Source organism: Desulfatiglans parachlorophenolica (assembly GCF_055394735.1).
This window is the reverse complement of sequence record NZ_AP042460.1, coordinates 3,411,661-3,433,889: the sequence shown is the minus strand read 5'-3', so window position 1 is coordinate 3,433,889 and position 22,229 is coordinate 3,411,661. Positions and strand designations below refer to the sequence as shown.

Below are 22,229 nucleotides of genomic sequence, written 5' to 3'. Positions count from 1 at the left end.
TGATGTCGGGATTGGGCAAAGAGGCCTTTTGGGATGGAAGCCAGACAGGTGTCCTCGATGGCTGTTCGGCTGGTCGGTCTCCGCTTGCAGGGCGGATAGAGACCGTTTCCGTGGTGCACGGTCGGGGCATAAAAAAAGGCAATCCGCCCGGTGCAGCGGATTGCCTCGTCAAAGTCCTGGGTGCTTAGATTTTTTCGACGTTTTTCGCGGCGGGACCTTTCGTGCCCTGTTCAACATCAAAACTCACGCGGTCGCCTTCGGCGAGAGACTTGAAGCCGGAGCCTTTGATCGCGGAGAAGTGAACAAAAACGTCTGAGCCCTCATCCTGCTGAATAAAACCGAATCCTTTTTGGTCATTAAACCACTTGACGGTGCCTTTTGCCACAGTGCCCAACCTCCTTTCAACAAAAGTTCAACCTGTTCCCCATCCGAGGTCGTCACTCTGACAAATGGATCAATACCTGCGAATGAAGCCGGCCCGGATGCCCTACCGGGATAATTCAGGGAAAGAATATAAATTATCCCGCAAAAAACGCAAGAGATATTTTCAAAAATTTAACGAAGAATATGGTTTTTAGAGGTCGCTCTTTCGGGATACTCATCTTTATCGGGAGCGCATTTATGGATGCACCAGGCATGTTGGCCCTTATCTGCCGCGTACTCACTGAATGCTCAATTTTCTCGTTCGCCGGAGTCATTCGGGAAGATCCCCGAGGTCAGGCCGTCTTTCAGGTTTACGTAGCCTTCCTCGCAGATGCGCAAATAGGGGATGGCAGCCCCGGTCAGCGTGACGAATGAGAGCGCGGGATCCGGAAAGGTGATCCCCATTTTTCGGAGGGCCAGGGTTGTCGTTTTCATTTTTTCGGCCACGGTTTCGATAGGTTCGAGGGACATATAGCCAAAAACCGGGAGGGGGATTTCTTCGATGATCCTGCCGCCTGCGCAGATGACCAATCCGCCCTGCAGATCGAGGATGCGGTTGACCGCCATGGCCATATCGCCCTCATCGGCGCCTGCGACGATGATGTCGGTGCAGTCCCATGCAGCGCTGATGGCTATGGCACCGTGCGTCATGTGAAGGCCTTTGATGAACCCGGTAAAGCTCTTGCCCGGGATGATCCGGCGGTCAATGGCGGCTATTTTGACGATGTCTTTCTGTGGATCGGATAATATCCGTCCTTCGACCACGGGAAGATCCAGGTGGCGCTCGGCGGTGACAAGATCCGTCACCATTTCCATGACGCGCACGCGGGCGCTGGGGCCTTGGATGGGGCTGAGCAGGTCGAAATCAGCGGGCGCCATCCGTCTTGGGAGGTGGATGGTGTTGAGGCTCGCCTCGGAGAACCGGTGGCGGCGGGGCTGTATCAGGAGTTCTCCGCCTTTCGCGATGATCCGGCCGTTCGAGACGACCCATTCCGCCCGGATCGTACGGGGGTCCGGGATGACGAGCAGGTCGGCATATCGCCCGGGTGCAATGCCTCCGATCAGGTGATCGAGATGAAAATGCTCGGCTACGTTCAGGGTTGCCATGCGGATGGCATCCACCGGTTCGAAGCCGCAGTCGATGGCCTTCTGGACGACGCATTCCAGGTAGCCGTGCGAGACCAGGTCATCGGGTGTGACGCTGTCGGTGCAGACGGTCACCCGCCGCAGATCGACGCCCGTTTCCAGAATCCCGGCCAGCACCTCCAGGTCTTTCCGAACGCCCCCTTCCCGGAGCATGACGTTGACCCCCAGGCGCAGCCGTTCGAGCACTTCAGCCGGTTTGACCGGTTCGTGGCACGAGGTGATGCCCATGGCGGTGTAGGCCTGAAGCTTTCGAGCGCTCGCTCCAGCCGTATGGCCCTCCAGCACCATACCGCGTCTCCGGGTTTCGAGCAATGCGGGGAGATAGACCTCTGGCGATTGAATCACCGCCTGCCAGTAGGATTCGCCTATCCCTACTGTCCCGGGTAGTTCGGCCAGTATCCCGAGATCGTCGAGCGCTATGGCGCGGCATGCATGGCTGATGGAGACCATGGCGGGCATCGTGGTGAAGAGCTTGATGGGTTGATCCTCCAGGGCCGCGGCGAAATCGAGGGCTCCTTCTATGCCGGCCACGGGATAGGGCTCCATCATCTCCCCGATCAGGCTCGTGGTGCCGCCCCTCATGATATACCGCAGAAACTCGAAGGGCGTGCACGGGTTCGATATATGGGTGTGTCCATCGATGAGCCCGGGGATGACGGTCTTGCCGGCGGCGTCGATGACGCGGGTCTCCTCTCCGATGGAGGCCCGGGGATCTTCCCCCGTGTAGGCGATCCACCGACCGCTGATGCAGACCCCCTGGTTTGGGAGGATTTCACCGGTGTAGACGTTGACGAGATTCGCGTTTACGATGGCGAGATTGGCGGGCCTCCGCCCGAGGGCTGTGTCCATGAGCCTCGTGGCTTCGTCGAGGGTCATGGCCTGCATGGCGCTGACGATGTCGTTCATGTGGGTACTCCTTTGAGGGAAATGTCTACTCCATGCATGGATGCCCTGTCAATGGGTGGAATCTGGTCTGCAGAGAAAAATATGGCGAGCCGGCCGCGTTTTTCCCGGCGGTGTGAGCCAGGCCCTGAACACGTGACCCATTTATATCTAGTTTCCATCCGGAAATGGTCTTTTTTGCCAATCTCGGCGTCAATCTGCACGTTTGCTTGTGTGGTGACCACCAGGTCGCCTCCGCGCAAACGCTTGATTTCCTTGATATTGGCAAAAAATCCTCATTTCCGGATTGGAAGCTGGGTTGTACCGGGAAATCATTTCCGGATGGAAACTATCCATCCGGAGTTGCTTTATCCAGCTCGACTCGGATTGGAAACCATTTTGCTTTTGGAGGTTGCTGGTGGAAAAGACGCTGTGTTTTTGGGCGACACGGGTAAACAAAAAAACAAACCCCCTTGTTACCTCTTTACGAGCGTCCGCTGTACCTTTGGCAGCCTGTGGGTCGCAGGGCAAAAAGCCTTGCAAGGGGGGCGTGTCTCACCCACATTGACACAGAGCGGTCTTGAAAAATTATCTCCCGCATTTTCTGATTTTTTGCCAAGTCGTTGTTTGCGAAAAACATACGACGACCTGTATGATATATGATATAGGGCTCGTGAGAAAGGCAGGGGGTGTCCATCCGGAAATGATTATGCAGCGCGGGCCGGTTTCCAATCCGGAAATGAGGATTTTTCTTCACGCCCTGCGCGTGCTCAGTCCCACCCCTCCGGGGCGGGTCCCGGTTTGAGTAATAGTAATGAAATCAATCGTTTGTGCTGAGTGGACCTGCAGGTTGCCGCAGGAGCAAACGTGCAAATCGACGCCGAGATCGGCAAAAAGGGCTATTTCCGGATGGAAATCAGGGAGGATTCCCAATCGTGAAAGAAGAGGAGGACATTTGATGGAGGACGAGAGGATCGGTGCCGAATGCGTTGAAAGGTTTTGACCGAGAGTCGATCCCGACGGTTCGTCGGATCGTTTAGGCCGTTTTACCGGTAAGGAGCCGATCAACTGGGATAGGTTGATCCTGGGCATGAAAAAGACCACCAAGGAATTCATCGAAAACGTCCTCGAAAATATCATCGAATCCATCGTAATTACCAACCTCGAAGGGTATCTCGTCTTTTTCAACAAATATTCGGAGCAGATGTTCGGTTTCGAGGCGTCCGAGGTCCTGAACCGCCACATCGTCGTGCTGGGAGCCAGTGAGCCTGATGTCCTCGGTTGTATCCGGATAAATGAGACCTACAACGGCGAAATCATTTTTCGCACCAAGGGTGGCAGACGCTTCCCGGCCCACGTGAGGTGCGTGCCCCTGAGGGGTGAACAGGATGAACCCATCGCTATGGTGGGTGTGGCCCGTGACCTCACGAAGGAGAAGGAAAAACAGAGGATCGATCAGGAAATGGCCCGCTTGAAGGCCTTCAACGAGAACCTGATAGCGTCCCTCAACGACGGGATACAGATCATCGATCTTTCAGGGAAGATCACGTTCGTCAACAAGAGGCTTGCCGATCTGCTCGAATACGAGCCCGGGGAGCTGCTGGGGCGCCACTACACCACGGTCGTCGATGCCGAAGATCATTCTCTGTTCGAGCGCTTGACGGCGTCCACGGAAGAAAGCGCCGGGCAGTCATCCTTCGAGACCAGCTTCATCACGAAGAGCGGGAAAAAAGTCCCCTTCTTTGTCTCCAGTTCCTACCTGTGTGAAGGAGGGGACATCGTTTCGGGCATTGTCAATGCGGTCACGGACATCTCAGAGATCCAAAGACTCAAGGAGGAGCTTTTCCAGTCGGAAAAGATGTCCCTGATCGGCACGTTGGCGAGCGAGGTGGCGCACGAAATCAACAATCCCCTGGGCGGGCTCATCATATCCGTTCAAATGCTCTTGGAGGATATCCGTAATGGAAAACTCGATCTCGAGATGGCGCTCGAGGAACTCGTGGATATGGAAAACGATGCGCGCCGGTGCAAGAAAATCACGCAGAAGCTTCTGGACTTCTCCCGCAGTATTCCGGAAGAGCGGAAACCCCTCGGCATTACGAGGGTGATCGACGACAGCCTGATGCTCGTGCAGCGTCAAGCCGAGATCGAAAACATTGAAATCGTCAAGCGGTACCGGGAAAACCTCCCCTCCGTCAGGGGCAATTCCAACAGTCTTCAGCAGGTCATCATGAACGTCGTCAAGAACGCACGGGACGCGTTGATTCAAGGAGGGCGAATCACCATTTCAGCCGAGCCTTACCGGTTCCCTGGAGATGCCAGAAACTGGGTGCGTTTGTCCGTAGCCGACAATGGCCCCGGGATCCCTTCGGATCTGATGGATCGTGTCTTCAAACCGTTTTTCACCACCAAGCAGGACGGGAAGGGAACCGGTCTGGGGCTTGCGGTCAGCAAGAGGATCGTGGAAGAGCACGGAGGGCGGATGATGGTGGAAGACACGCGAGGCGGCGAGGGTTCCGTGTTCCGCATCCTCTTGCCGGCCCTGGAAGCAAGCAAGGAGGGAGGCATCCGTTGAAGGAGCATTTTCGCATACTGGTGGTGGACGACGAGGTGTCCATCCGCAAACGCTGCATCAGGCTGCTTTCGAGGCAGGGCTACCAGGTGATGGGGGCGTCGGACAGCACGGCTGCGTTGGATCTCATCGAGAAAAACGGGCATCTGTTCGACCTCCTGCTGGTGGATATACGGATGCCCGGGATGGACGGCATCACCCTGATGGGGAAGGTCAAGACGGTGAGCCCGGCACTGGAGATCATCATCATGACGGGCTATGCGACCGTGGAAACCGCTGTAAAGGCGATGAAATACGGCGCTTACGACTATCTTTCGAAACCCTTCGATGCAGATGAGCTGCTCCATGTGGTGGACAAGGTCCATGAGAAAAAGACGTTGCAGGAGGAGATCGAGGACCTTCGCAATCAGTTGAAGGACAGTCGGGAGCGGTCTTTCGTGTTCGGATCTTCCGTGGCCATGAACCGGGTCATGAATGCGATCGAAAAGATAGCGCCCGTCGACTGCAACCTTCTGATCTACGGCGAGAGCGGGACAGGTAAGGAACTGGCTGCAAAGGCCATCCACGACCGGAGCGGCCGCAGGGATCAGCCCTTTGTCGTAGCCGACTGCGCGGCCCTGTCAGCAGGTATCCTCGAGAGCGAGCTCTTCGGACACGTCAAAGGGGCCTTTACCGGGGCCCACACCGACCGTAAGGGCTTTTTCGAGAAGGCCCACAAAGGCACGCTTTTCCTGGACGAGGTGAGCGAAATCCCTATGGATCTTCAAGGCAAACTGCTGCGGGCCGTCCAGGAGCAGACCATCGTCAGGCTGGGATCCGTCGAACCCGTGAAGGTCAATGTCCGAATCATCGCCGCCACCAACCGCGATCTCGAAGAAAGGGTCAAGGAGAATGCATTCAGGCAGGATCTTTTTTTTCGCCTCAATGTCGTTGCCCTGATCATGCCGCCTCTGAGGGAGCGGTGCGAGGATATCCCCGTCCTGGCCGGCCATTTTCTGAAATATTACACGGCGCGGCTGAACCTCGACCAACGCCTTCATATCCCGGATGAGATCCTGAGCATGATGTGTGCGTACGATTGGCCCGGGAACGTAAGGGAACTCGAAAACGCCGTTCAGCGGGCAGCCGTACTGGCGGAAAACGGAAACATTCGAATCGAACATATCCTGCCGTCCGGGCTAATGAAAGCCGGATTTCCGCATGTTCAAGCGGACCAGGAGATCACTTTTCAGGAAATGCGCCGGAAGATTGTGGACGATTTCACCCGCCAGTATCTTGCCCGGTGCCTTGCGCTCAACGAGGGCAATATCACGAAAACCGCCCAGGCGATGAATATGCGCCGCACCTCTCTTCAACGGCTCATGAAGCAATTCGGGATATGCGGAAAATCGTTCAAAAGGGCATAACCAGCCCGCAGAGGCTGTCGAACGCCACGTTTAAGCTTGCAAGGAAAGAAGTCCAGCGGATTTGCCGATCTATCTTCAACCGCTTGGCCGCTATCAGCGATAGATATCCTTCCTGTGTCCGACTTTCACCACGGTGACAATGCGCTCTTCGTCCTGAACCGAGTATACCATGCGGTACCGCCCTTGTCGCAGTCGGTAGCGGTCCGGGCCAGTGAGTTTTTCGCATCCTGCAGGGCGCGGATTAGTAGCAAGGGATTCGATTCTACTTAGTTTCCATCCGGAAATGGTCTTTTTGGCCAATCTCGGCGTCAATCTGCACGTTTGCTTGTGCGGCGACCCACAGGTCGCCTCCGCGCAACCGCTTGATTTCCTTGATATTGGCCAAAAATCCTCATTTCCGGATTGGAAACTGGGTTCTATAGGGAAATCATTTCCGGATGGATACTACTTAGTTTCCATCCGGAAATGGTCTTTTTGGCCAATCTCGGCGTCAATCTGCACGTTTGCTTGTGCGGCGACCCACAGGTCGCCTCCGCGCAAACGCTTGATTTCCTTGATATTGACCAAAAATCCTCATTGCCGGATTGGAAACTGGGTTCTATAGGGAAATCATCTCCGGATGGACACTGCTTAGGATTCTCTTCAAATCCTTTCTGGGGATGCCATCGAGATCCTTTTGAACGGATTCCTTAAAAAAGAGACTATATTCGGCCATCTTTTCTGAGTCTCATGACCATTTCGTCGTAGGGGATAGCAGTCTCTTCCGCTCGCTCGTCAAAGGCGGCCAGGTCTTCGGCATCCTCGGCAAGCGCCTCTCTGACGGCATCGTTTACAAGCTCAGACAAGGATTGGTTTGTCTCTACGGCCTTAAGCCGCAGCGCCTTATGCAGATCGGGCTCGAAGTAGATGGTGGCTCTTTTGCTCAGTGCTGCCATAACGTTCCCTCCTTGTGTTAACCCGGGAACACTGTAACCACTTGTCGCTATAGCGTCAAAGCGTTCGTTCAACAAATTCAGTGTGCATCTGTTTCATCCAAGGAGACGTTCCTGCCTCTTATCAGGAGACATTTAATCAGCTTTTCATTAGGAAGAAACCCCAATTTCCCTGTGTTTTCAGCTAAATGATCCGCTGGAGATTTTTCGGCACGCCTCTTGCTCAAAATCCATCTCAAACTCCACCAACCAAAGATGCACGTGTGTGCATCCAATGCGCAACCCGCTTCAGAGAATCGATTGGGGGCGACCGCAGGTCCAGGTTCCATTTGGAGGGACGGGTCGTCCCGATGGTGCGTTTTTGCAGAGAAAACCTTTTTCATTCACGGAGGGATGGACATGTACCTTCCCAGATTTGCATTCGAGAAACCGGCCAGCTTTCAGGAGGCCTCGACCCTCTTGAGGGAAAACGCTGGCAAAAGTGCCCTGCTGGCCGGAGGAACGGATCTGCTGCCCCGCATGAAATACGGGGTGGCCGATCCAGAGCGCCTGATCAGCCTGAAAGGCCTCGGGGCTTCAGCTCCAAAGGTCCTCCCGGAAGGGGATTTGATCCTGGACGGCACCTTGACCCTGGCGGCCGTAGCATCCTCCCAAGAGGTGGCGGAAAAGGCGCCGCTTCTGGCCGCAGCCGCCGCCAAGGTGGCAACGCGGGAGATCAGGAATGTCGCCACCCTGGCGGGAAACCTCTGCCAGGATACCCGATGTCTCTATTTCAACCAGCGACACACCTTTCAGTTTGTAGAGCCCTGTTTCAAACGGGGAGGAGATTTCTGCTATTTCATACCGAAGGGAAAAAAGTGCTGGGCTGTTTACATGTCGGATACGGCACCGGCCCTCATTTGCCTAGGCGCGAAGATCCGGGTCGAAGGGGCCGGGGGCGGCGAGTTGCTGGATCTCGAAGCGCTTTATAGCGGCGATTCCCTGAGCCCTTTGGCAATCGACTCCGATGCGATCATTTCCGGCATCCGGGTGCCTCCGGCAGGAGGCACCCGGGGGTGGGCCTTCTCCAAACTGACCTTGAGGGACGGAATTGAATTTGGGGCCTTGAACGTGGCGGTGCTTCTGGAGACCGGCGAGGATTCGAGAACCTGCAGCCGGGCGCGGATTGCCGTTGGAGCGTTGTCTCCGGCCCCTGTACGGGCGCTGAAAAGCGAGGGATCGCTGGTGGGAGAGCGATTTTCGCCGCCGCTACTGGCCGAAACAGCGCGGCGCGTGGCAGAGGAGGTGACGGTGATCCCGCATCACGGTTATTCCAAATGGTATTTGACCGAGGCCCTCAAGGTCGAAACACTGAATGCTCTGACCCGCGCGGTTGATCAGTTTACAGGCGGCGGTCGATAACAGGAGTGCGTCATGAGAACGAAGCTATTGAGACGATTGTTGGAACTGACGGTCAATGGTGAGACCTATGAACTTGCCGTGGAGCCCCAGGAGACCCTGCTGGAAGTCCTGCGCAACCGGATCGGTTTGACGGGGGGCAAGGAGGGCTGCGGAACGGGCGAGTGCGGTTCCTGCACGGTGCTGGTGGAGGGGGAGCCGGTTCTTGGGTGTCTGCTGCTGGCCGTGGAATGCGAGAAAAAGCGGATCGAAACGATAGAGGGGCAGGCCCACGAAGGTGTTCTGACACCTGTCCAGCAGGCCTTTCTGGAAAAAGGCGCCGTTCAGTGCGGGTTTTGCACCCCGGGCATGGTTTTGGCCTCGACCGCCTTGCTCAAACGGAACCCCGCCCCGAGCGGGGAAGAGATCCAGGAGGCGCTGGAAGGTCATTTATGCCGGTGCACCGGCTACAACAAGATCATGGAGGCCGTGCTGCATGCGGCTTCTCTGCCGGCCGGCAAGTGCTGAGCCATCTCAAGGAGCATCAATCATGGGCGATCTGGAATATGTGGGAAAACGGATTCTAAGGAAGGACGGTCCGGAGAAAGTGACCGGACAGGCCGTTTATACGGTGGATCTTCAGCTGAAGAACATGCTGGTGGGGAGGATACTGAGGAGCCCTCATGCCCACGCGCGCATCCTCCATGTCGATACGACACGAGCACGGCAGGTCCCGGGGGTCAAGGCGATCATCACCGGGAAAGACACCCTGGGCATCAAACACGGCTTTGTGGAGACCCCCAGATATCCTGCGGACCAGTATCCCCTGGCCATGGATAAGGTGAGGTTTATCGGGGAGGAAGTCGCGGCGGTGGCGGCCACGGACGTCTACGCGGCGGACGAGGCCCTGAGGCTGATCGAGGTGGAATATGAGCCGCTTCCGGCGGTTTTCGATCCGGAGGAGGCGATGAAGTCCGGTGCGCCGGAGATTCACCCGACGCATCCGAAGGTGAAAGAGCCTCTGATGAACATCGGTGGAAAGACCACCTCGGAGTGGGGGGATATCGAAGCCGGTTTTCAGGAGGCGGACTATGTCCGGGAAGATCGGTTCGAAAGTCATCTTCGGACCCATGGGTATCTGGAGCCCCAGGCGACGGTCGCCAGCTTCGAGCCCGATGGGAAACTCAACGTCTGGACGTCGTCTCAGGGGCCTTTTCTCAAGCGGGCGAAACTCGCCAAGACCCTCGGGTTGCCTTTTTCGTCCGTGCGGGTCCTGAAGACTTACGTCGGAGGGGCCTTTGGCGGCAAGATCGATCTCTTCTCCCACGAATTCTGCGCGGCGCTCCTCTCCATGAAGGCCGCCAGGCCGGTCAAGATCGTGGCGACCAGGGAAGAGGTATTCACCGCGTTCAGGCACGGTCAGCCCCTGATCGTGACCGTGAAGACAGGCGTCAAGAAAGACGGGACCCTCGTGGCTCAGCAGTACCGCGTGATCAACAACGCCGGTGCCTACCGCGGCAGCGGTGTGGTGGTCATATTCCTGGCGTGGGGTTTTGCCATGGCACCTTACCGGGTCCCGCATTTCAAGTACGAGGGCTACTCGGTATTCACCAACAACCCGGTCAGAACCCCCCAGCGGGGGCATGGTGCGCCACAGCTGCGGTTCGCGGTGGAATCCCAGCTGGATATGATCGCGGAGGAACTGGGGATCGATCCCATCGAGATCCGCCTGATGAACTCCCGGGAATCCGGGGAGCAGCTTCCCAATGGGGACAATGTCCACAACTGCGGACTGAAGGACTGCATCAAGGAAATTGCGAAGCACACGGATTTCCATAATGCCCGGGGCAAGCGCGGAGGGAATTCCGGCCAGAGATACAAAAAGGGCATCGGGATCGGCGTCAGTTCTTACTTCGGGGGGTCTCTGATCTATCCGAACAGTTCCTCGGTCATCGTCAAGATGAACGATGACGGGAGTGTGACGCTCCTTACCGGTGCGCTGGATATCGGGCAGGGGGCCGAAACGATTCATTCTCAGATCGTGGCCGAGGAGTTGAAGATTCCGATGGAGGAGATCCAGGTGATCGCCGCGGACACGGAAACCACCCCTGTGGATATCGGCTCGTGGATCAGCGGCAATGCCTATGTGTGCGGCAATGCCACCCGGGTGGCCGCCGGCAATGTCCGGAAACAGCTGCTCGAACTGGCGTCGCAGGAGCTGGAGGCGAGCATCGACGACCTGGTGTTTAAAGACAAAAAAGTTTATGTCGCAGGGTCCCCCAGCAAGAGTCTGACTTACGGGGAACTGGTTGCGTTGAGCATCCGGACACGCAGGGGCGATCCGATCATCGGGGAAGGCCACTGGCGGACCATGCGGGACGAACCGACGCATCCGAGCCTTGCAACGACCAAGGGCAGATGGACCGAGAACTACGCCTTCGATACACAGACAGCGGAGGTGGAGGTGGATACCCAGACCGGAAAGATCAGGCTTCTGAGGGCGGTCACGGCCCACGATTGCGGGTTTCCGATCAACCCGCTCCTGGTGGAAGGCCAGATCGACGGGCAGGTATCCATGGCGCTCGGTCACGCCTTCATGGAAGAGATCATGATGGAAGAGGGGCGGACCCTCAACCCGAACTGGCTCGACTACCGTATGCCCTGCATCCGGAACCTCGCCCCCTCGGAGCATATCGACGTGATCACGGAGCAGTACAGGGTCGGACAGCCCTACCGCACCAAGGAGGTCGGGGAAGGCTATGTATCCGCCATATTGGCGGCTATCGCCAATGCCATTTACGATGCTGTGGGTGTCAGGCTCTTCTCTACACCGTTTACGCCCGAGAAGATTCTGAAAGGCCTCGGCAGGCTCGGCTAGGTTTTCATCCGGCCGGTTCCGGGAATGGACCCTGCCGGTGGAAAGGTCGCAATATGGTGCCGCGCCGGCAATCTCGGCGCGCACGGGGAAACATCAATCGGGGAGGCTCTGAATGGATCAGGTGAGCTATTGGAACAAGCCGTTGGAAACGCTGCCGCGCGACCAGCTTGGGGAACACCAGCTGAAGCGTTTCCAGGAGCGTATGGCTTATGTGTATGAACGAAGCCCCATGTACCGGAGAAAATTCGATGAAGCCGGTATTAAACCTGCAGATATCCGGAGCTTGGAGGATATCTCGAGAGTCCCGTTTACGGTCAAAGAGGAGCTGCGGGAGAGCCAGGCGCAACATCCCCCTTGGGGCGACTTCATGTGCGTGCCCCCGGAAGAGGGCGTACGCGTCTTCCAGACGACCGGCACCACCGGTATCCCGGTCAGGGTGATGCTCAACAAAAAGGACTGGACGGTTCACTTCTACGAGCAGTTCATGTATTTTATGCATGCCTACGGCATCAAGACCTCCGATATCCTTTTCGTTCCCTTCGGGTATAGTCTTTATATCGCCTGGTGGGGGTTTCAGGCGGCGCTGGAGCAGGCGGGGGTCATGATCGTCCCTGGTGGAGGTCAGTCTTCCAAGGACAGGGTCCGAAATATCTTCAACTGGGAGGCGACGGTGGTGTGCGGAACGCCCACCTATCTGCTCTACCTGGGTGAAACTGCGAAGAAGATGGGGGTGTCCCTGCGGGATTCGAAGGTTTCGATCGTTGTGGCGGCAGGCGAGCCCGGGGCCAACGTCCTGTCGACCAAGCAGGCTATCGAAGAGACCTGGGGTGCCAAATGCTATGACGACATCGGCTCGAGCGAGATCTCGAACTTCGGCTTCGAGTGCATTCGTCAGAAAGGCACCCATGTGAACGAGGCCATGTTCTATGCCGAGTGCCTTGATCCGGAGACACTGCAGCCGGTCGAGAACGGGCAGGTCGGTGAGCTGGTTTTGTCCAATTTGTGCTGCGAGACCATGCCCCTTCTCAGATATCGCATAAAGGACCTGGTAAAGTTCAACCGGGAGGGGTGCGATTGCGGCAGGACCTTTTTGAGGCTCGAAGGAGGGATCCTGGGACGTTCGGACGACATGTTCCAGTTTGCCGGGGTAAACGTATTTCCCTCGGCTATCGAAAACCTTATCAGGGAGGTGGACGCCTTCTCCAATGAGTACCAGATCGTGGTGCCGAAGATGGGAAGCGGAAAACGCATTCGGATCCGCGTCGAACCGGTCTCGGAAGGCATCTCGGAGGAAAAACTGAAACGGGCTGTCCATGATTTCATCGAGCACTTCAAATATGTCGTGACCTTTACACCGGACGTCGAGATTGTAGGCGTGGGGGAATTGCCCCGATTCGAGCTGAAAGCCAAAAGGGTCATCCGGGAGACGTCATAACGCGTGTCAATGGAACTCTGAAGTAAAAAGACGGGGTTCCACTTTCTTCAATATCGGTTTTTCAACAGAAAGGGAGGGGTTGGAGATGAAAAAGTTATCGATCGAGCGTCGGTTTTCGCTGGGTGCCGCGTTTTTGTGCCTGTCTTTCCTCGTCATGCTCCTGACGGGCTTTGTGATCCCGGGTGGGGCGGATGCCGAAGATGTCATCCACCTCACTTACAGTGGCTTCATGCCCCCTACCCACTCACAGAGCAAGGTGGAGGCGGCCTGGTGCAGAGAGGTCGAGAAAAGGACCGACGGACGGGTGAAGATCGCCCATTACCCAGGCCAGACCCTGACGGATGCCTCGCAGTGTTATCAGGGGGTGAAAGAGGGCCTTTCGGATATCGGGTGTTCCGTTTTGCAGTACACCAGGGGACGTTTCCCCCTCATGGACTTCATCAATCTGCCTTTAGGGTTCCCAAGCGGGCAGGTGGCCACGGCTATCATCAACGAGGTGTATGAGAAGTTCCAACCCACCGAACTGGATGAGGTGAAGCTGCTGTACCTCCACGCCCATGGGCCCGGCTTCATCCACACCAAGGACAAGCCCGTCCACAAGATGGAGGATCTCAAGGGATTGAAGATCCGTTCCCACGGCCCGACAGCCAGTATGATCCAGGCGCTTGGCGGGACACCGGCCGCTTTTCCCATGAACGAACTCTATCAGGCCCTTCAAAAGGGCGTGGTCGATGGTGGATTGTACCCGCTCGAATCCAACAAGGGCTGGAAGATGGCCGAGGTGACGAATTACGTCATCGCATGCTATCCGACCGCCTACTCCCTCGGGTTTTTCGTCGCCATGAACAAGGACAAATGGAATGCCCTTCCAGACGACATCAAGGCGATTATCGAGGAGATCGACGGCGAGTGGGTATTCAGGCATGGCAAGGCCTGGGAGGCGGGGGCCTTCGAAGGCATCAACTTTCTCCTGGATTACGGGAACACCATGATCGGCATCGGGCCGAAGGAATCGGCGCGGTGGACCAAGGCTGTCGAGCCGGTGCTGGACGAGTATATCACTGAAACCAAAGGGAAGAACCTTCCGGGAGACGAGGTGCTCGAATTCGTGCAGAAAAGGCTCGAAGACGCCAAAAAGGGAGAGTTCAAGAGCAAATATAAAGAGGCGGAATGAGGTTTAATGGAGGTTCGTGGGAAAACATCTGATAATTTTTTACAAGCGAGCCTTTTTCGAGTAGATCGACTAGTCCAAAAAATGTCATGACTGCCGAATATTACGATATATTCATGCACTTTTTAGAAACGTATTGAAATCTGAACGGCAACTAGCGGGGGGATCGAGAACTGTCTTTTCGATCCCCCACGAGTCAGGAGCGCGGTACATGAAGATCGCAAAAGCGCTTTCGGATTTTCTGGTTAAGTTGGGGGGAATTTGCCTCTTGGGAATGATGCTTCTCACGTGTGCAGATGTTGTAAGCAGTCTCTTCGGATATCCTCTGTTAGGTTCGGAGGAACTCGTCGGTATGATGGCCTTTCTGCTGCTGTCCTTTGCGTTGCCGTATACGGAGATCGAGAAAGGCCATGCAGGGGTGGATCTTCTCTATATGCGGTTTCCGAAAAAAGTCAAAAGGATCAATGACAGCGTGGTGACCTTGGTCACCACGCTGTTCTTTTGCCTGGTCGGATGGCAATGCTATTTGTATGCCCGCGAGATGGGCCAGGCGGGGCAGGTCTCCCCGACGCTTCAATTCCCTACGTTTTACCTCATTTACGGTGTCTCCTTCGCCTGCTTCAATTTGGCGTTGATCATGTTTATTGAATTTTTGGTGTTCGTAAGGGGAGGCGATCAGGATGAGTGATTTTACGCTTGTAGGAATCATCGGCATCGTGCTCCTGCTGTTCCTGTTTTTTACACGGATGGCAGTCGCGTACGTCATGGCCATTGTGGGGTTCCTCGGGTACAGTTATCTGACGAGCCTGAAGGCGGGAATGAAGCTTCTGGCCGTGGACGTCTTCAGCGTGTTTTCCTCTTACGGTCTCACCCTGATTCCCCTATTCGTCTTCATGGGGTATATCGCGTTTTATGCCGGGGTCAGCCGTTTCCTGTACGACGTGGCCTATAAATTCATCGGCAGGGTTCGGGGGGGGTTGGCCATGGCAACGGTCATGGCCTGCGCGGCCTTTGGAGCGGTCTGTGGATCGGCCACCGCCACTTCGGCCACTATGGGTACCATCGGCCTTCCGGAGATGAAACGATACGAATACGGCCCGCAGCTTGCGACCGGCTGTGTGGCTTCGGGCGGGGGTTTGGGTTCCCTGATCCCTCCGAGCGTGGTCCTGATCATCTATGGAATCTTGACCGAGCAGTCCATCGGGAGCCTGTTCATCGCAGGCATTGTACCCGGCATATTCCTCACGTTTCTTTTTATGGTCGCCATTTGGGTCTACTGTCTGTGGAAGCCGGAGCAAGGTCCCAAGGGGGAAAAGTTCAGCATCAAGGAGATGGTGTATTCCCTGAAGGACTTGTGGGAGACGGTCGCTGTCTTTACGTTCGTGATGGGAGGTCTGGTGATGGGCCTGTTTACCCCCACGAAATCCGGGGCCGTGGGTGCGATGCTGATTCTCACCATCGTGGTGGCGCAGAGGAAACTTTCATGGGAAAATTTTCTGAATTCCATTTACGGGACCTTGAAGATATCCTGTATGGTCATCATGTTGATTGCTGGAGCTACCATCTTCGGACACTTTCTGGCCTTGACCCGCATCCCGATGGATATGGCCACCTCCGTCGCCATGATCCACTGGCCCCCATGGGCCATCATGGCCTTGATATGCCTCATTTTTCTTGTTGGAGGCTTCTTCATCGACTCGATGGCGCTTATCATGCTGACGATACCCATCTTTTATCCCATTGTGGTGAATCTGGGATATGACCCGATCTGGTTCGGCATTGTCATCGTGCTCGTCACGCATATGGGCACCATCACCCCTCCGGTGGGCATATGTGTGTACATCGTGAGGGGTATTGCGGGGGACGTTCCCCTGATGACGATATTCAGGGGGTCGGTTCCTTTTCTCCTGGCCCTGATTGTGGGTACGGCGGTTATCATTGCGTTTCCCGCCATCGCGACCTTTTTGCCGGAGTTGATCGAGTAGAATTTGCGCGAAAAATCGTTGAGACAACATCTTCCTGTCTGAAAGGGTGCACATTTTTTATTGGAGATGAACCCATGGACAAAAAGGGGTCTGAGAACACCGGCAAGTCATCGAGATTGAAGGGTAAGAGGATCCTTATCGTCGATGACGAACCGGATGTGCTCGAAAGCCTGGAGGACCTGCTTCCCATGTCCTCCGTCACGGCCGCTTCCAGTTTCGATGAGGCCGCGGAGTTGCTGAATACCAGGCATTACGATCTGGCGGTCCTGGACATCATGGGGGTGGACGGCTTCAATCTGCTTCAAATTGCCAGAAGCAGAGGCGTGCCTGCCGTGATGCTCACGGCGCATGCCTTGTCTCCCGAAAACACCATGAAGTCTTTGCAGGAAGGCGCGGCATCCTATGTCCCCAAGGAAAAGCTGAGCGATATCGCCCTGTTTTTGGAGGATGTCCTGGAGGCTGCAGAAAAGGGTCGGAGTCCGTGGTGGCGCTGGCTCGATAGACTAGGTTCCTATTACGAGAGGAAGTTCGGAAAGGAGTGGAAAAGGGAGCACGAGGATTTTATCCATAAGCACATTTCATATTGAAGGGTGTCTCGCAGTTGCCCCTGATCGCCGAAGCACATGAGTGAATACCTGGGGACGCTGGTAATGGAGTAGATCAATTTCTCCGGGGATTCGTTCACTCCGTTATCAGCGTCCCCTGAAGGTCTCGCGAAAAGGGCTTCACGCGGCTGCTTAGCCGCCTGCAGCAAGGATGACCAGGCGGGTGGTTGACCAAGGATATTCGGTTGATTTCGTTGGCGTTTATCCTGGAATGATCGTTCAGCACGACCCGGTTTCCAATCCGGAAGTGATGCTTTATTCTTCGCACCCTTCGGGGGCTCAGTCCCACCGCTTTGCAGCGGGTCCCGGTATGGACAATGTCAATGAAATCAAGCGCTTGCGCGGAGGCGACCTGTGGGTCGCCGCACAAGCAAACGTGCAGATTGACGCCGAGATTGGCCAAAAAGACCCTTTCCGGATGGAAACTAGTTGGTGTAGCCGAGCAGGTGCGGCAGCCAAAGAGAAAGAGCGGGGAAATAGGTTACGAGCAGCAGGATGCCTATTTCGGCCGCAATGAACCAGCCTGCGTCCTTCATACAGGATTCGTAAGGGATGTGTGCGATGCGCGAAGCGGTCATCAGGCTCATCCCCATGGGCGGTGTGGCGTTGCCGATATTCAAGCCGAGCATCATGACCATCGCGAAGTGGATCGGGTCGATACCGAGCTGCGTCATGGCGGGCGAGAGCACCGGGCCCAGCACCAGAGCGGCTGGAATGACGTCGATGAACATGCAGACGATCAGGATGAATACATCCACGAGTGTCAGGACGACATAAGGGCTTGCATCCAGTGAAGCCACCCACCCGCCGGTCTTTTCCACAATGCCCGAAAGGGTGATGAACCAGCCAAGGGCCGCAGCCGCACCAATGAGAAGGAAGATCACGCCCGAAAGCACGACGGTGTTCTGCATGGCCGCCCAAATTTCCCGCAGACCCAGGGTCCGGTAACCCAGCCAGCCGAGAAGGATCGCATAAAGAACTCCGCCGGCGGCGGCCTCGGAGACATCCGTGATCCCGAAGAGGATGCAGCCGAGGATGAAGATCCCCACGCCCATGGGCGGGAAGGCGCTAATGGCCGTTTGGCAAACCGCCCGGAAGGGAGCGCGGTTCGATTGGGGGTAGTTGCGCCGCACGCTGAGGATCCAGCTCTGCACCAGAAGGCCCGCCCCGCAAAGGAGGCCGGGGATGAGGGCTGCGGCGAAAAGGGCCGGGACCGAAAGCCGCAGGATGCTGGCGTAGATCACCATCACGACGCTTGGGGGTATCACGGGGCCGATGACCGAGGACGCGGCGGTGACGGCGGCGGCGTAGCCGGCGGTGTAACCCTGTTTTTTCATGGCAGGGATGAGGATGCCGCCCACGGCTACGGTATCGGTGACCGCGGTGCCGGTCAAACCGGCAAACAGGATGCTGACGAAGATATTGACATGGCTCAGGCCACCGCGCAGATGACCGAAGAGGCTGTTGGCGAAGGCCACGAGCCTGGTGGTCATGCCGGAGCGGTTGAGGATCTCCGCAGTCAGAACGAAGAAGGGGATCGCTACGAGAATGTAGCTGGAGGTGCCGGAGTGGAGCGATGTGGCCACGGGCTCGAGGTATTCCCAGCCGCCCATCCGGAACAGGCCGACCAGGGAGGAAATCCCCATGATGTAGCCGATGGGGACTGCCAGAATCAGCAGCAGGAAGAAGAAGAGGAAGACGATCGTCATGGGCGGTCCTCGCCCCTTTGTTTCAAGGCTGTATCGATGATCGCGGGGCAGGCGAGGATGTGGATGAGTTGGACGGCGGCGCTGGCCGGCACGGCCGCCAGCCGCCACTTGAAGGAGATCTGGAGCTTCGACGAGATCATCATAAGCTGATCGGCCGCGGCGGTCGCGAGCCAGCCATGCCAGAGGACCACTGCCAGCCAGACACCCGTGACGCCATAACCGGCGATCCTGACATATCTTTCGTATTTCAGAGGCAGGGCACGAACGGCCCCTTCGACGGCAACGTGTTCACCCGCCTTGAGGGCGACACTGATCCCGAGGAGTGCGATCCAAACGAGCAGGATGCGTGAAATGGGCAGGGGCCAAGGCAGGGGATCGTTCAGGGCATAGCGGAAGAAGACTCCGTAGACATTGATGGCAAGCAGCACCGCCACCATGGCTCCGCAGACGCGGAGCACGATGCCGTTCAGTTTGTCGCTGAGGGAGACGAGCAAGTCCATGGCGGCGGGTACGGCTCGTGCTAAAGGCCCCACTTGTCGCGATATTCCCGGTCGAGCCCCTTGCTGATATCGTCTACCGTGGTCCAGACCTCGTTGAGCAGTTCCGGCGTCAGGCCAAAATCCTCTGTCGCCCACTTGAAAAAGGCCGGCCGCATGAGCTTTTTGAAGGCCTCTTTTTCCTGGCTGCTGGGGATGTAATGGCCCTTGTATTTCCGGGTGCCTTCCTTCCAGCCCAGGTAGCAGAGGTGGGCCGCGACCCCTCTGGCATACCCGACGGCCTGGCGAGCGGCGCGCAGGATGATTTGTTGATAATTTTCAGGGAGATTCTTGAACCACTGGTCGTTGACTACCCAGTTGCCGGTGTTGTAGATGTGGCCTGTCCAGGTGGTGTAATCGCAGGTGTCCCAGAAGCGCATGGCGGTGTTCAGGCCGGGCGCGTTGAACTGTCCGTCGGCGACCCCGGTCTGAAGGGCGGTCGGGACCTGCCCCCACTCGAGTGGAACGGCCTTTGCGCCGAGCGATTCCATCACTGCGATGTGGGCGGGGTTCTCTTCGACGCGGATTCTCAGCCCTTTCATGTCTTCAGGCGTCTTGATGAGGCGCTTGTCGTTGGTAAACGCCACGAACCCGCCGCCTTCGTCGAAGGTCCCCAGCCAGCGCAGGCCGGTCGCCTCCCGCATCTCGCGCATGAAGCGTGCATACCATTCGCTGTCGAAAAAGGCCCAGGCGGTGTTGTAGTCGTCGAAAAGGAAAGGCGTCGTAATGATCTGGTACTTCGGGAAAAAGGAGGAAAAGGCTCCGGAGGAGAGCACCGCCGCCTGTACGGTTTTGCCCTGCTGGACCTTGGCGGTGTATTCGACTTCCGTCCCCAGCTGCAATGCACCGAAGATCTTGACCTTCACCGCACCTCCGCTTTGGGTCTGGACGATGTCGGCGAACCGGACGAGGGCCGGATGCACCTCGTTGCTCTCCATGTCGGCAGGATACAGATGAGCGATCACCATGGAGTATTGGGCCTTTTCCGCCGAGACAGGGGCTGCCGCAAAGAAAAGCAGCACGGCCGACAAGAAGACCGGGAGGTGGTGGTGCAGGCATCGCAACGGGTTTTTCGTCATTACAGAGTTCTCCTTTGTGCGTAGTCATCCCTCCAGTCGTTCGCGCGGTTGGGGTGACTGGAGAGGACTGGAACGGGTTTGGCGGGGCGGGGTCCTTTCGCTGCCGAATGTGTCAGGGGACAAGATGAGGCAGGGCCTAGTACGCTGTCAAGTGGAAAGAATGAAGGATCAGTCTTCTTCGAGCCCGAAATCATGGATCTCGAGACGCACCTGATCGAACGTCGCTTTGGTTTTCCTTTCGTGTTGAAAGGCGACGAAGCCCCCGGGTGGTATCCGTTCGATTTGAGAGAAAAAAAAGCTCTCCTGCCGGACGGCGTCCTGCAGCAGGGTGGCCTTGATGCCATAACCGGTCAGGGTCCGGTCGCCCGAGTTGAGCACCCTGGCCGAAAGGGACACCCCCGCGTCCGTCTTCTCCCACACCACCGCTTCGAAAAGGAGGTGGCGCCGGTAGGCATCCTTTTCGGTGCGGTCGCGGTCGATCGCGATGGTTTCGAGCAGCACCATGAGCGTAAGCTTGTCCGTCGCAAAGTGCTCGCGCGCTTTCGCAGCGGCCTCATCGAAACGTCCGGCCTTTGCATCCTCCCGTATTTCCTGTTTCAGCCGTTCATCGTCGGAGCAGCCTGAAAACAGCGCCAGCCATGCCGCCGCAGCGATGCAGGCCAGGAACCGCCTGGTGATCTTTTTCCGGAAGGGGCGATTCTTCATGACGGAGGCCTTTCGGTGTTCAGGTCATGCTTTGCCCCGCGGCGCTGCGGTTTGCCTCGAATCGAGCGATTCGATGCCGCGGGCGGGGCCGAAAAACCGCTTTCCCGAATGGGGGCATCTGATGCGCCGAGCCTCTTTCCCAGCCGCCTGCTTTACTGCCGGCCCGTCCCGAAGGGGTGGACGGGCCATCCAGCGGTATGGCAGGCCTGGGTTGTGCCGGGAAATCATTTCCGGATGGAGACTGGCTAAGCCAATTTTTCCAATAGATGAATGCTCGCGCTGTCCATGATCCTGCCGCTTCTACCGCAAGAAGGAGGCCGGAAAGGGCTCGATCGGGCTTTGGGTTGACAATGAGAAAATAGCAAGTAGAATCCGATAGCGACCGTTTCCTCATGGTTGACCGGCAGATTGTGGGATGGAGACCGCTCGATGGAAAACATGCAGGATATTCGCAGGCACTACCGCTTTTCCTCTCTCGACGAGAAAAATCTTGAGGAACTTGCGGCGATCCTGCTGCCGTATGAAGACCAGCTGGCGGAGGATTTTTACGCCTATCTTCTGGAAAACCCCCAGACCGCCGCCTACTTCACCACGGAGGCGGCGGTCGCCAAGCGCAAGCACACCATCAAGACCTGGCTCCGGGATCTCTTCACGGCGGATTACGATCACCGCTATCTGCTCCGCCTCCAGCGGATCGGCAAGATCCATGTCAAGATTGGATTGAACGGGCATTATGTCAACGCCGCCATGAATTTCATCCGAACCTTTTGCGTCAGCCACCTCGTCGCCGGGGTGCAGGATGCCTCACGCCGCCAGGACCTGTTGGAGACGATGGACAAGGTCCTCGATATCAGTCTGGATGTCATGACGAGTTCCTATCGGGAGGCCGAACTCAAGAATGTGTTCATCTCGCACCGGGCTGAACTCTGGCTGGTGCGCTGGGCCGAGCGGCTGCTTCACGGCCTGAACCTGGTCCTCATGGTCGGTCTGGTGCTTATGGCCGCCGCTGTGGCGGGGCTCCTCGTCTCGGACATCCTTTATGCGCTCCGGGAGACCCTCGAGACGGGCATCATCCGCGCCCTCGGTTCGCTCCTGGTTCTCTGGATGATGATCGAACTCCTTCACACCCAGGTGGAGCACTTGCGCGGGGGGGTGTTCCGTGTCCAGGTCTTTGTGGAACTGGCGCTGGTCGCCTTCATCCGCAAGCTGTTCGTGGCGGCCATCGACGAGAAGGATGCCATCACCTTCGCTCTCTTGATCGGCGGCCTGCTGGTCCTCGGCATCGTCTTCTATCTGACGGCCAAGGTCGAGCCCCGCAGCCGGTCTTGAAGCATGCAGGCCTTCCCCTCCGACGGGCTTTCCCTGTAAAGGGCCTCCGGCTGTTGGAG

24 protein-coding genes are annotated in these 22,229 nt (G+C 57.0%); 13 read left to right on the top strand and 11 right to left on the bottom strand.

What is annotated here, in order from left to right; all coding sequences use genetic code 11:
• Positions 1-184 precede the first annotated feature (184 nt).
• Positions 185-385, bottom strand: a complete 201-nt coding sequence (locus ACZ500_RS16120) for a cold-shock protein (RefSeq protein WP_464228404.1) — start codon at positions 383-385, stop codon at positions 185-187.
• 287 nt (positions 386-672) lie between these two features.
• Entirely contained in the window at positions 673-2,475 is a 1,803-nt protein-coding gene (locus tag ACZ500_RS16115; protein WP_464228403.1) for an adenine deaminase C-terminal domain-containing protein, read from the bottom strand.
• A gap of 164 nt (positions 2,476-2,639) precedes the next feature.
• On the opposite strand from ACZ500_RS16115, the gene ACZ500_RS16110 reads away from it, so the two are divergent.
• Positions 2,640-2,906 carry a hypothetical protein gene (locus ACZ500_RS16110; RefSeq protein WP_464228402.1) on the top strand — a complete coding sequence of 89 codons (267 nt, stop codon included), beginning with the start codon at positions 2,640-2,642 and terminating at the stop codon, positions 2,904-2,906.
• A 298-nt stretch (positions 2,907-3,204) separates the two neighbouring features.
• On the opposite strand, the gene ACZ500_RS16105 is transcribed toward ACZ500_RS16110, so the two are convergent.
• Positions 3,205-3,384, bottom strand: a complete 180-nt coding sequence (locus ACZ500_RS16105) for a hypothetical protein (protein ID WP_464228401.1) — start codon at positions 3,382-3,384, stop codon at positions 3,205-3,207.
• Between the two features lie 157 nt (positions 3,385-3,541).
• On the opposite strand from ACZ500_RS16105, the gene ACZ500_RS16100 reads away from it, so the two are divergent.
• Positions 3,542-5,026: a PAS domain-containing protein gene (locus ACZ500_RS16100; RefSeq protein WP_464228400.1), complete on the top strand. Its 1,485-nt coding sequence runs from the start codon at positions 3,542-3,544 to the stop codon at positions 5,024-5,026.
• Complete coding sequence (locus ACZ500_RS16095) at positions 5,023-6,429, top strand: sigma-54-dependent transcriptional regulator (protein ID WP_464228399.1); 1,407 nt, start codon at positions 5,023-5,025, stop codon at positions 6,427-6,429. Before ACZ500_RS16100 ends, ACZ500_RS16095 begins: the two co-directional genes overlap by 4 nt.
• A gap of 93 nt (positions 6,430-6,522) precedes the next feature.
• Here the strand turns inward: ACZ500_RS16095 and ACZ500_RS16090 are convergent, their stop codons facing one another.
• Positions 6,523-6,729, bottom strand: coding sequence for a type II toxin-antitoxin system RelE family toxin (locus ACZ500_RS16090; protein ID WP_464228398.1), 207 nt, complete (start codon positions 6,727-6,729; stop codon positions 6,523-6,525).
• Between ACZ500_RS16090 and ACZ500_RS16085 the strand changes: the two genes are divergently transcribed.
• Complete coding sequence (locus ACZ500_RS16085; protein WP_464228397.1) at positions 6,713-7,033, top strand: hypothetical protein; 321 nt, start codon at positions 6,713-6,715, stop codon at positions 7,031-7,033. The genes ACZ500_RS16090 and ACZ500_RS16085 overlap by 17 nt on opposite strands.
• A 97-nt stretch (positions 7,034-7,130) precedes the next feature.
• On the opposite strand, the gene ACZ500_RS16080 is transcribed toward ACZ500_RS16085, so the two are convergent.
• Both ACZ500_RS16080 and ACZ500_RS16075 read right to left on the bottom strand, forming a co-directional pair.
• Entirely contained in the window at positions 7,131-7,364 is a 234-nt protein-coding gene (locus ACZ500_RS16080; RefSeq protein ID WP_464228396.1) for a CopG family transcriptional regulator, read from the bottom strand.
• 77 nt (positions 7,365-7,441) lie between these two features.
• Positions 7,442-7,744, bottom strand: coding sequence for a hypothetical protein (locus tag ACZ500_RS16075; protein WP_464228395.1), 303 nt, complete (start codon positions 7,742-7,744; stop codon positions 7,442-7,444).
• 16 nt (positions 7,745-7,760) lie between these two features.
• Between ACZ500_RS16075 and ACZ500_RS16070 the strand changes: the two genes are divergently transcribed.
• The 8 genes from ACZ500_RS16070 (at position 7,761) to ACZ500_RS16035 (ending at position 16,794) form a co-directional block, all read left to right on the top strand.
• Complete coding sequence (locus tag ACZ500_RS16070; protein ID WP_464228394.1) at positions 7,761-8,762, top strand: FAD binding domain-containing protein; 1,002 nt, start codon at positions 7,761-7,763, stop codon at positions 8,760-8,762.
• A 12-nt stretch (positions 8,763-8,774) separates the two neighbouring features.
• The gene (locus tag ACZ500_RS16065) at positions 8,775-9,266 is read left to right on the top strand and encodes a (2Fe-2S)-binding protein (protein WP_464228392.1); all 492 of its coding nucleotides are present in this window, start codon (positions 8,775-8,777) and stop codon (positions 9,264-9,266) included.
• Positions 9,267-9,288: 22 nt separating this feature from the next.
• Positions 9,289-11,616: a xanthine dehydrogenase family protein molybdopterin-binding subunit gene (locus tag ACZ500_RS16060; RefSeq protein WP_464228391.1), complete on the top strand. Its 2,328-nt coding sequence runs from the start codon at positions 9,289-9,291 to the stop codon at positions 11,614-11,616.
• A gap of 112 nt (positions 11,617-11,728) precedes the next feature.
• A complete protein-coding gene (locus tag ACZ500_RS16055) occupies positions 11,729-13,051 on the top strand; it encodes a phenylacetate--CoA ligase family protein (protein WP_464228390.1) in 1,323 nt (440 codons plus the stop codon).
• 85 nt (positions 13,052-13,136) lie between these two features.
• Positions 13,137-14,225 carry a TRAP transporter substrate-binding protein gene (locus tag ACZ500_RS16050; RefSeq protein ID WP_464228389.1) on the top strand — a complete coding sequence of 363 codons (1,089 nt, stop codon included), beginning with the start codon at positions 13,137-13,139 and terminating at the stop codon, positions 14,223-14,225.
• Positions 14,226-14,433: 208 nt separating this feature from the next.
• Positions 14,434-14,910 (top strand): TRAP transporter small permease, encoded by a 477-nt coding sequence (locus ACZ500_RS16045; RefSeq protein WP_464228388.1) that lies wholly within the window; start codon positions 14,434-14,436, stop codon positions 14,908-14,910.
• A complete protein-coding gene (locus tag ACZ500_RS16040; protein WP_464228387.1) occupies positions 14,903-16,207 on the top strand; it encodes a TRAP transporter large permease in 1,305 nt (434 codons plus the stop codon). Before ACZ500_RS16045 ends, ACZ500_RS16040 begins: the two co-directional genes overlap by 8 nt.
• Before the next feature lie 74 nt (positions 16,208-16,281).
• The gene (locus ACZ500_RS16035; RefSeq protein ID WP_464228386.1) at positions 16,282-16,794 is read left to right on the top strand and encodes a response regulator; all 513 of its coding nucleotides are present in this window, start codon (positions 16,282-16,284) and stop codon (positions 16,792-16,794) included.
• Positions 16,795-16,888: 94 nt separating this feature from the next.
• Here ACZ500_RS16035 and ACZ500_RS16030 read toward each other — a convergent pair whose 3' ends face one another.
• The 5 genes from ACZ500_RS16030 to ACZ500_RS16010 all read right to left on the bottom strand — a co-directional run bounded on the left by ACZ500_RS16030 (position 16,889) and on the right by ACZ500_RS16010 (position 20,841).
• On the bottom strand, positions 16,889-17,215 hold the full coding sequence (locus ACZ500_RS16030; RefSeq protein WP_464228385.1) for a hypothetical protein: 327 nt from the start codon (positions 17,213-17,215) through the stop codon (positions 16,889-16,891).
• A 22-nt stretch (positions 17,216-17,237) separates the two neighbouring features.
• A complete protein-coding gene (locus tag ACZ500_RS16025) occupies positions 17,238-18,521 on the bottom strand; it encodes a TRAP transporter large permease (protein ID WP_464228384.1) in 1,284 nt (427 codons plus the stop codon).
• Complete coding sequence (locus tag ACZ500_RS16020; protein ID WP_464228383.1) at positions 18,518-19,021, bottom strand: TRAP transporter small permease; 504 nt, start codon at positions 19,019-19,021, stop codon at positions 18,518-18,520. Before ACZ500_RS16020 ends, ACZ500_RS16025 begins: the two co-directional genes overlap by 4 nt.
• A gap of 20 nt (positions 19,022-19,041) precedes the next feature.
• Positions 19,042-20,136, bottom strand: a complete 1,095-nt coding sequence (gene dctP / locus ACZ500_RS16015; protein ID WP_464228380.1) for a TRAP transporter substrate-binding protein DctP — start codon at positions 20,134-20,136, stop codon at positions 19,042-19,044.
• A gap of 168 nt (positions 20,137-20,304) precedes the next feature.
• Positions 20,305-20,841, bottom strand: coding sequence for a hypothetical protein (locus tag ACZ500_RS16010; protein WP_464228379.1), 537 nt, complete (start codon positions 20,839-20,841; stop codon positions 20,305-20,307).
• 429 nt (positions 20,842-21,270) lie between these two features.
• Here ACZ500_RS16010 and ACZ500_RS16005 point away from each other — a divergent pair, with 429 nt between their 5' ends.
• Complete coding sequence (locus tag ACZ500_RS16005; protein ID WP_464228378.1) at positions 21,271-22,170, top strand: protoglobin domain-containing protein; 900 nt, start codon at positions 21,271-21,273, stop codon at positions 22,168-22,170.
• The last annotated feature ends 59 nt before the right edge of the window (positions 22,171-22,229 follow it).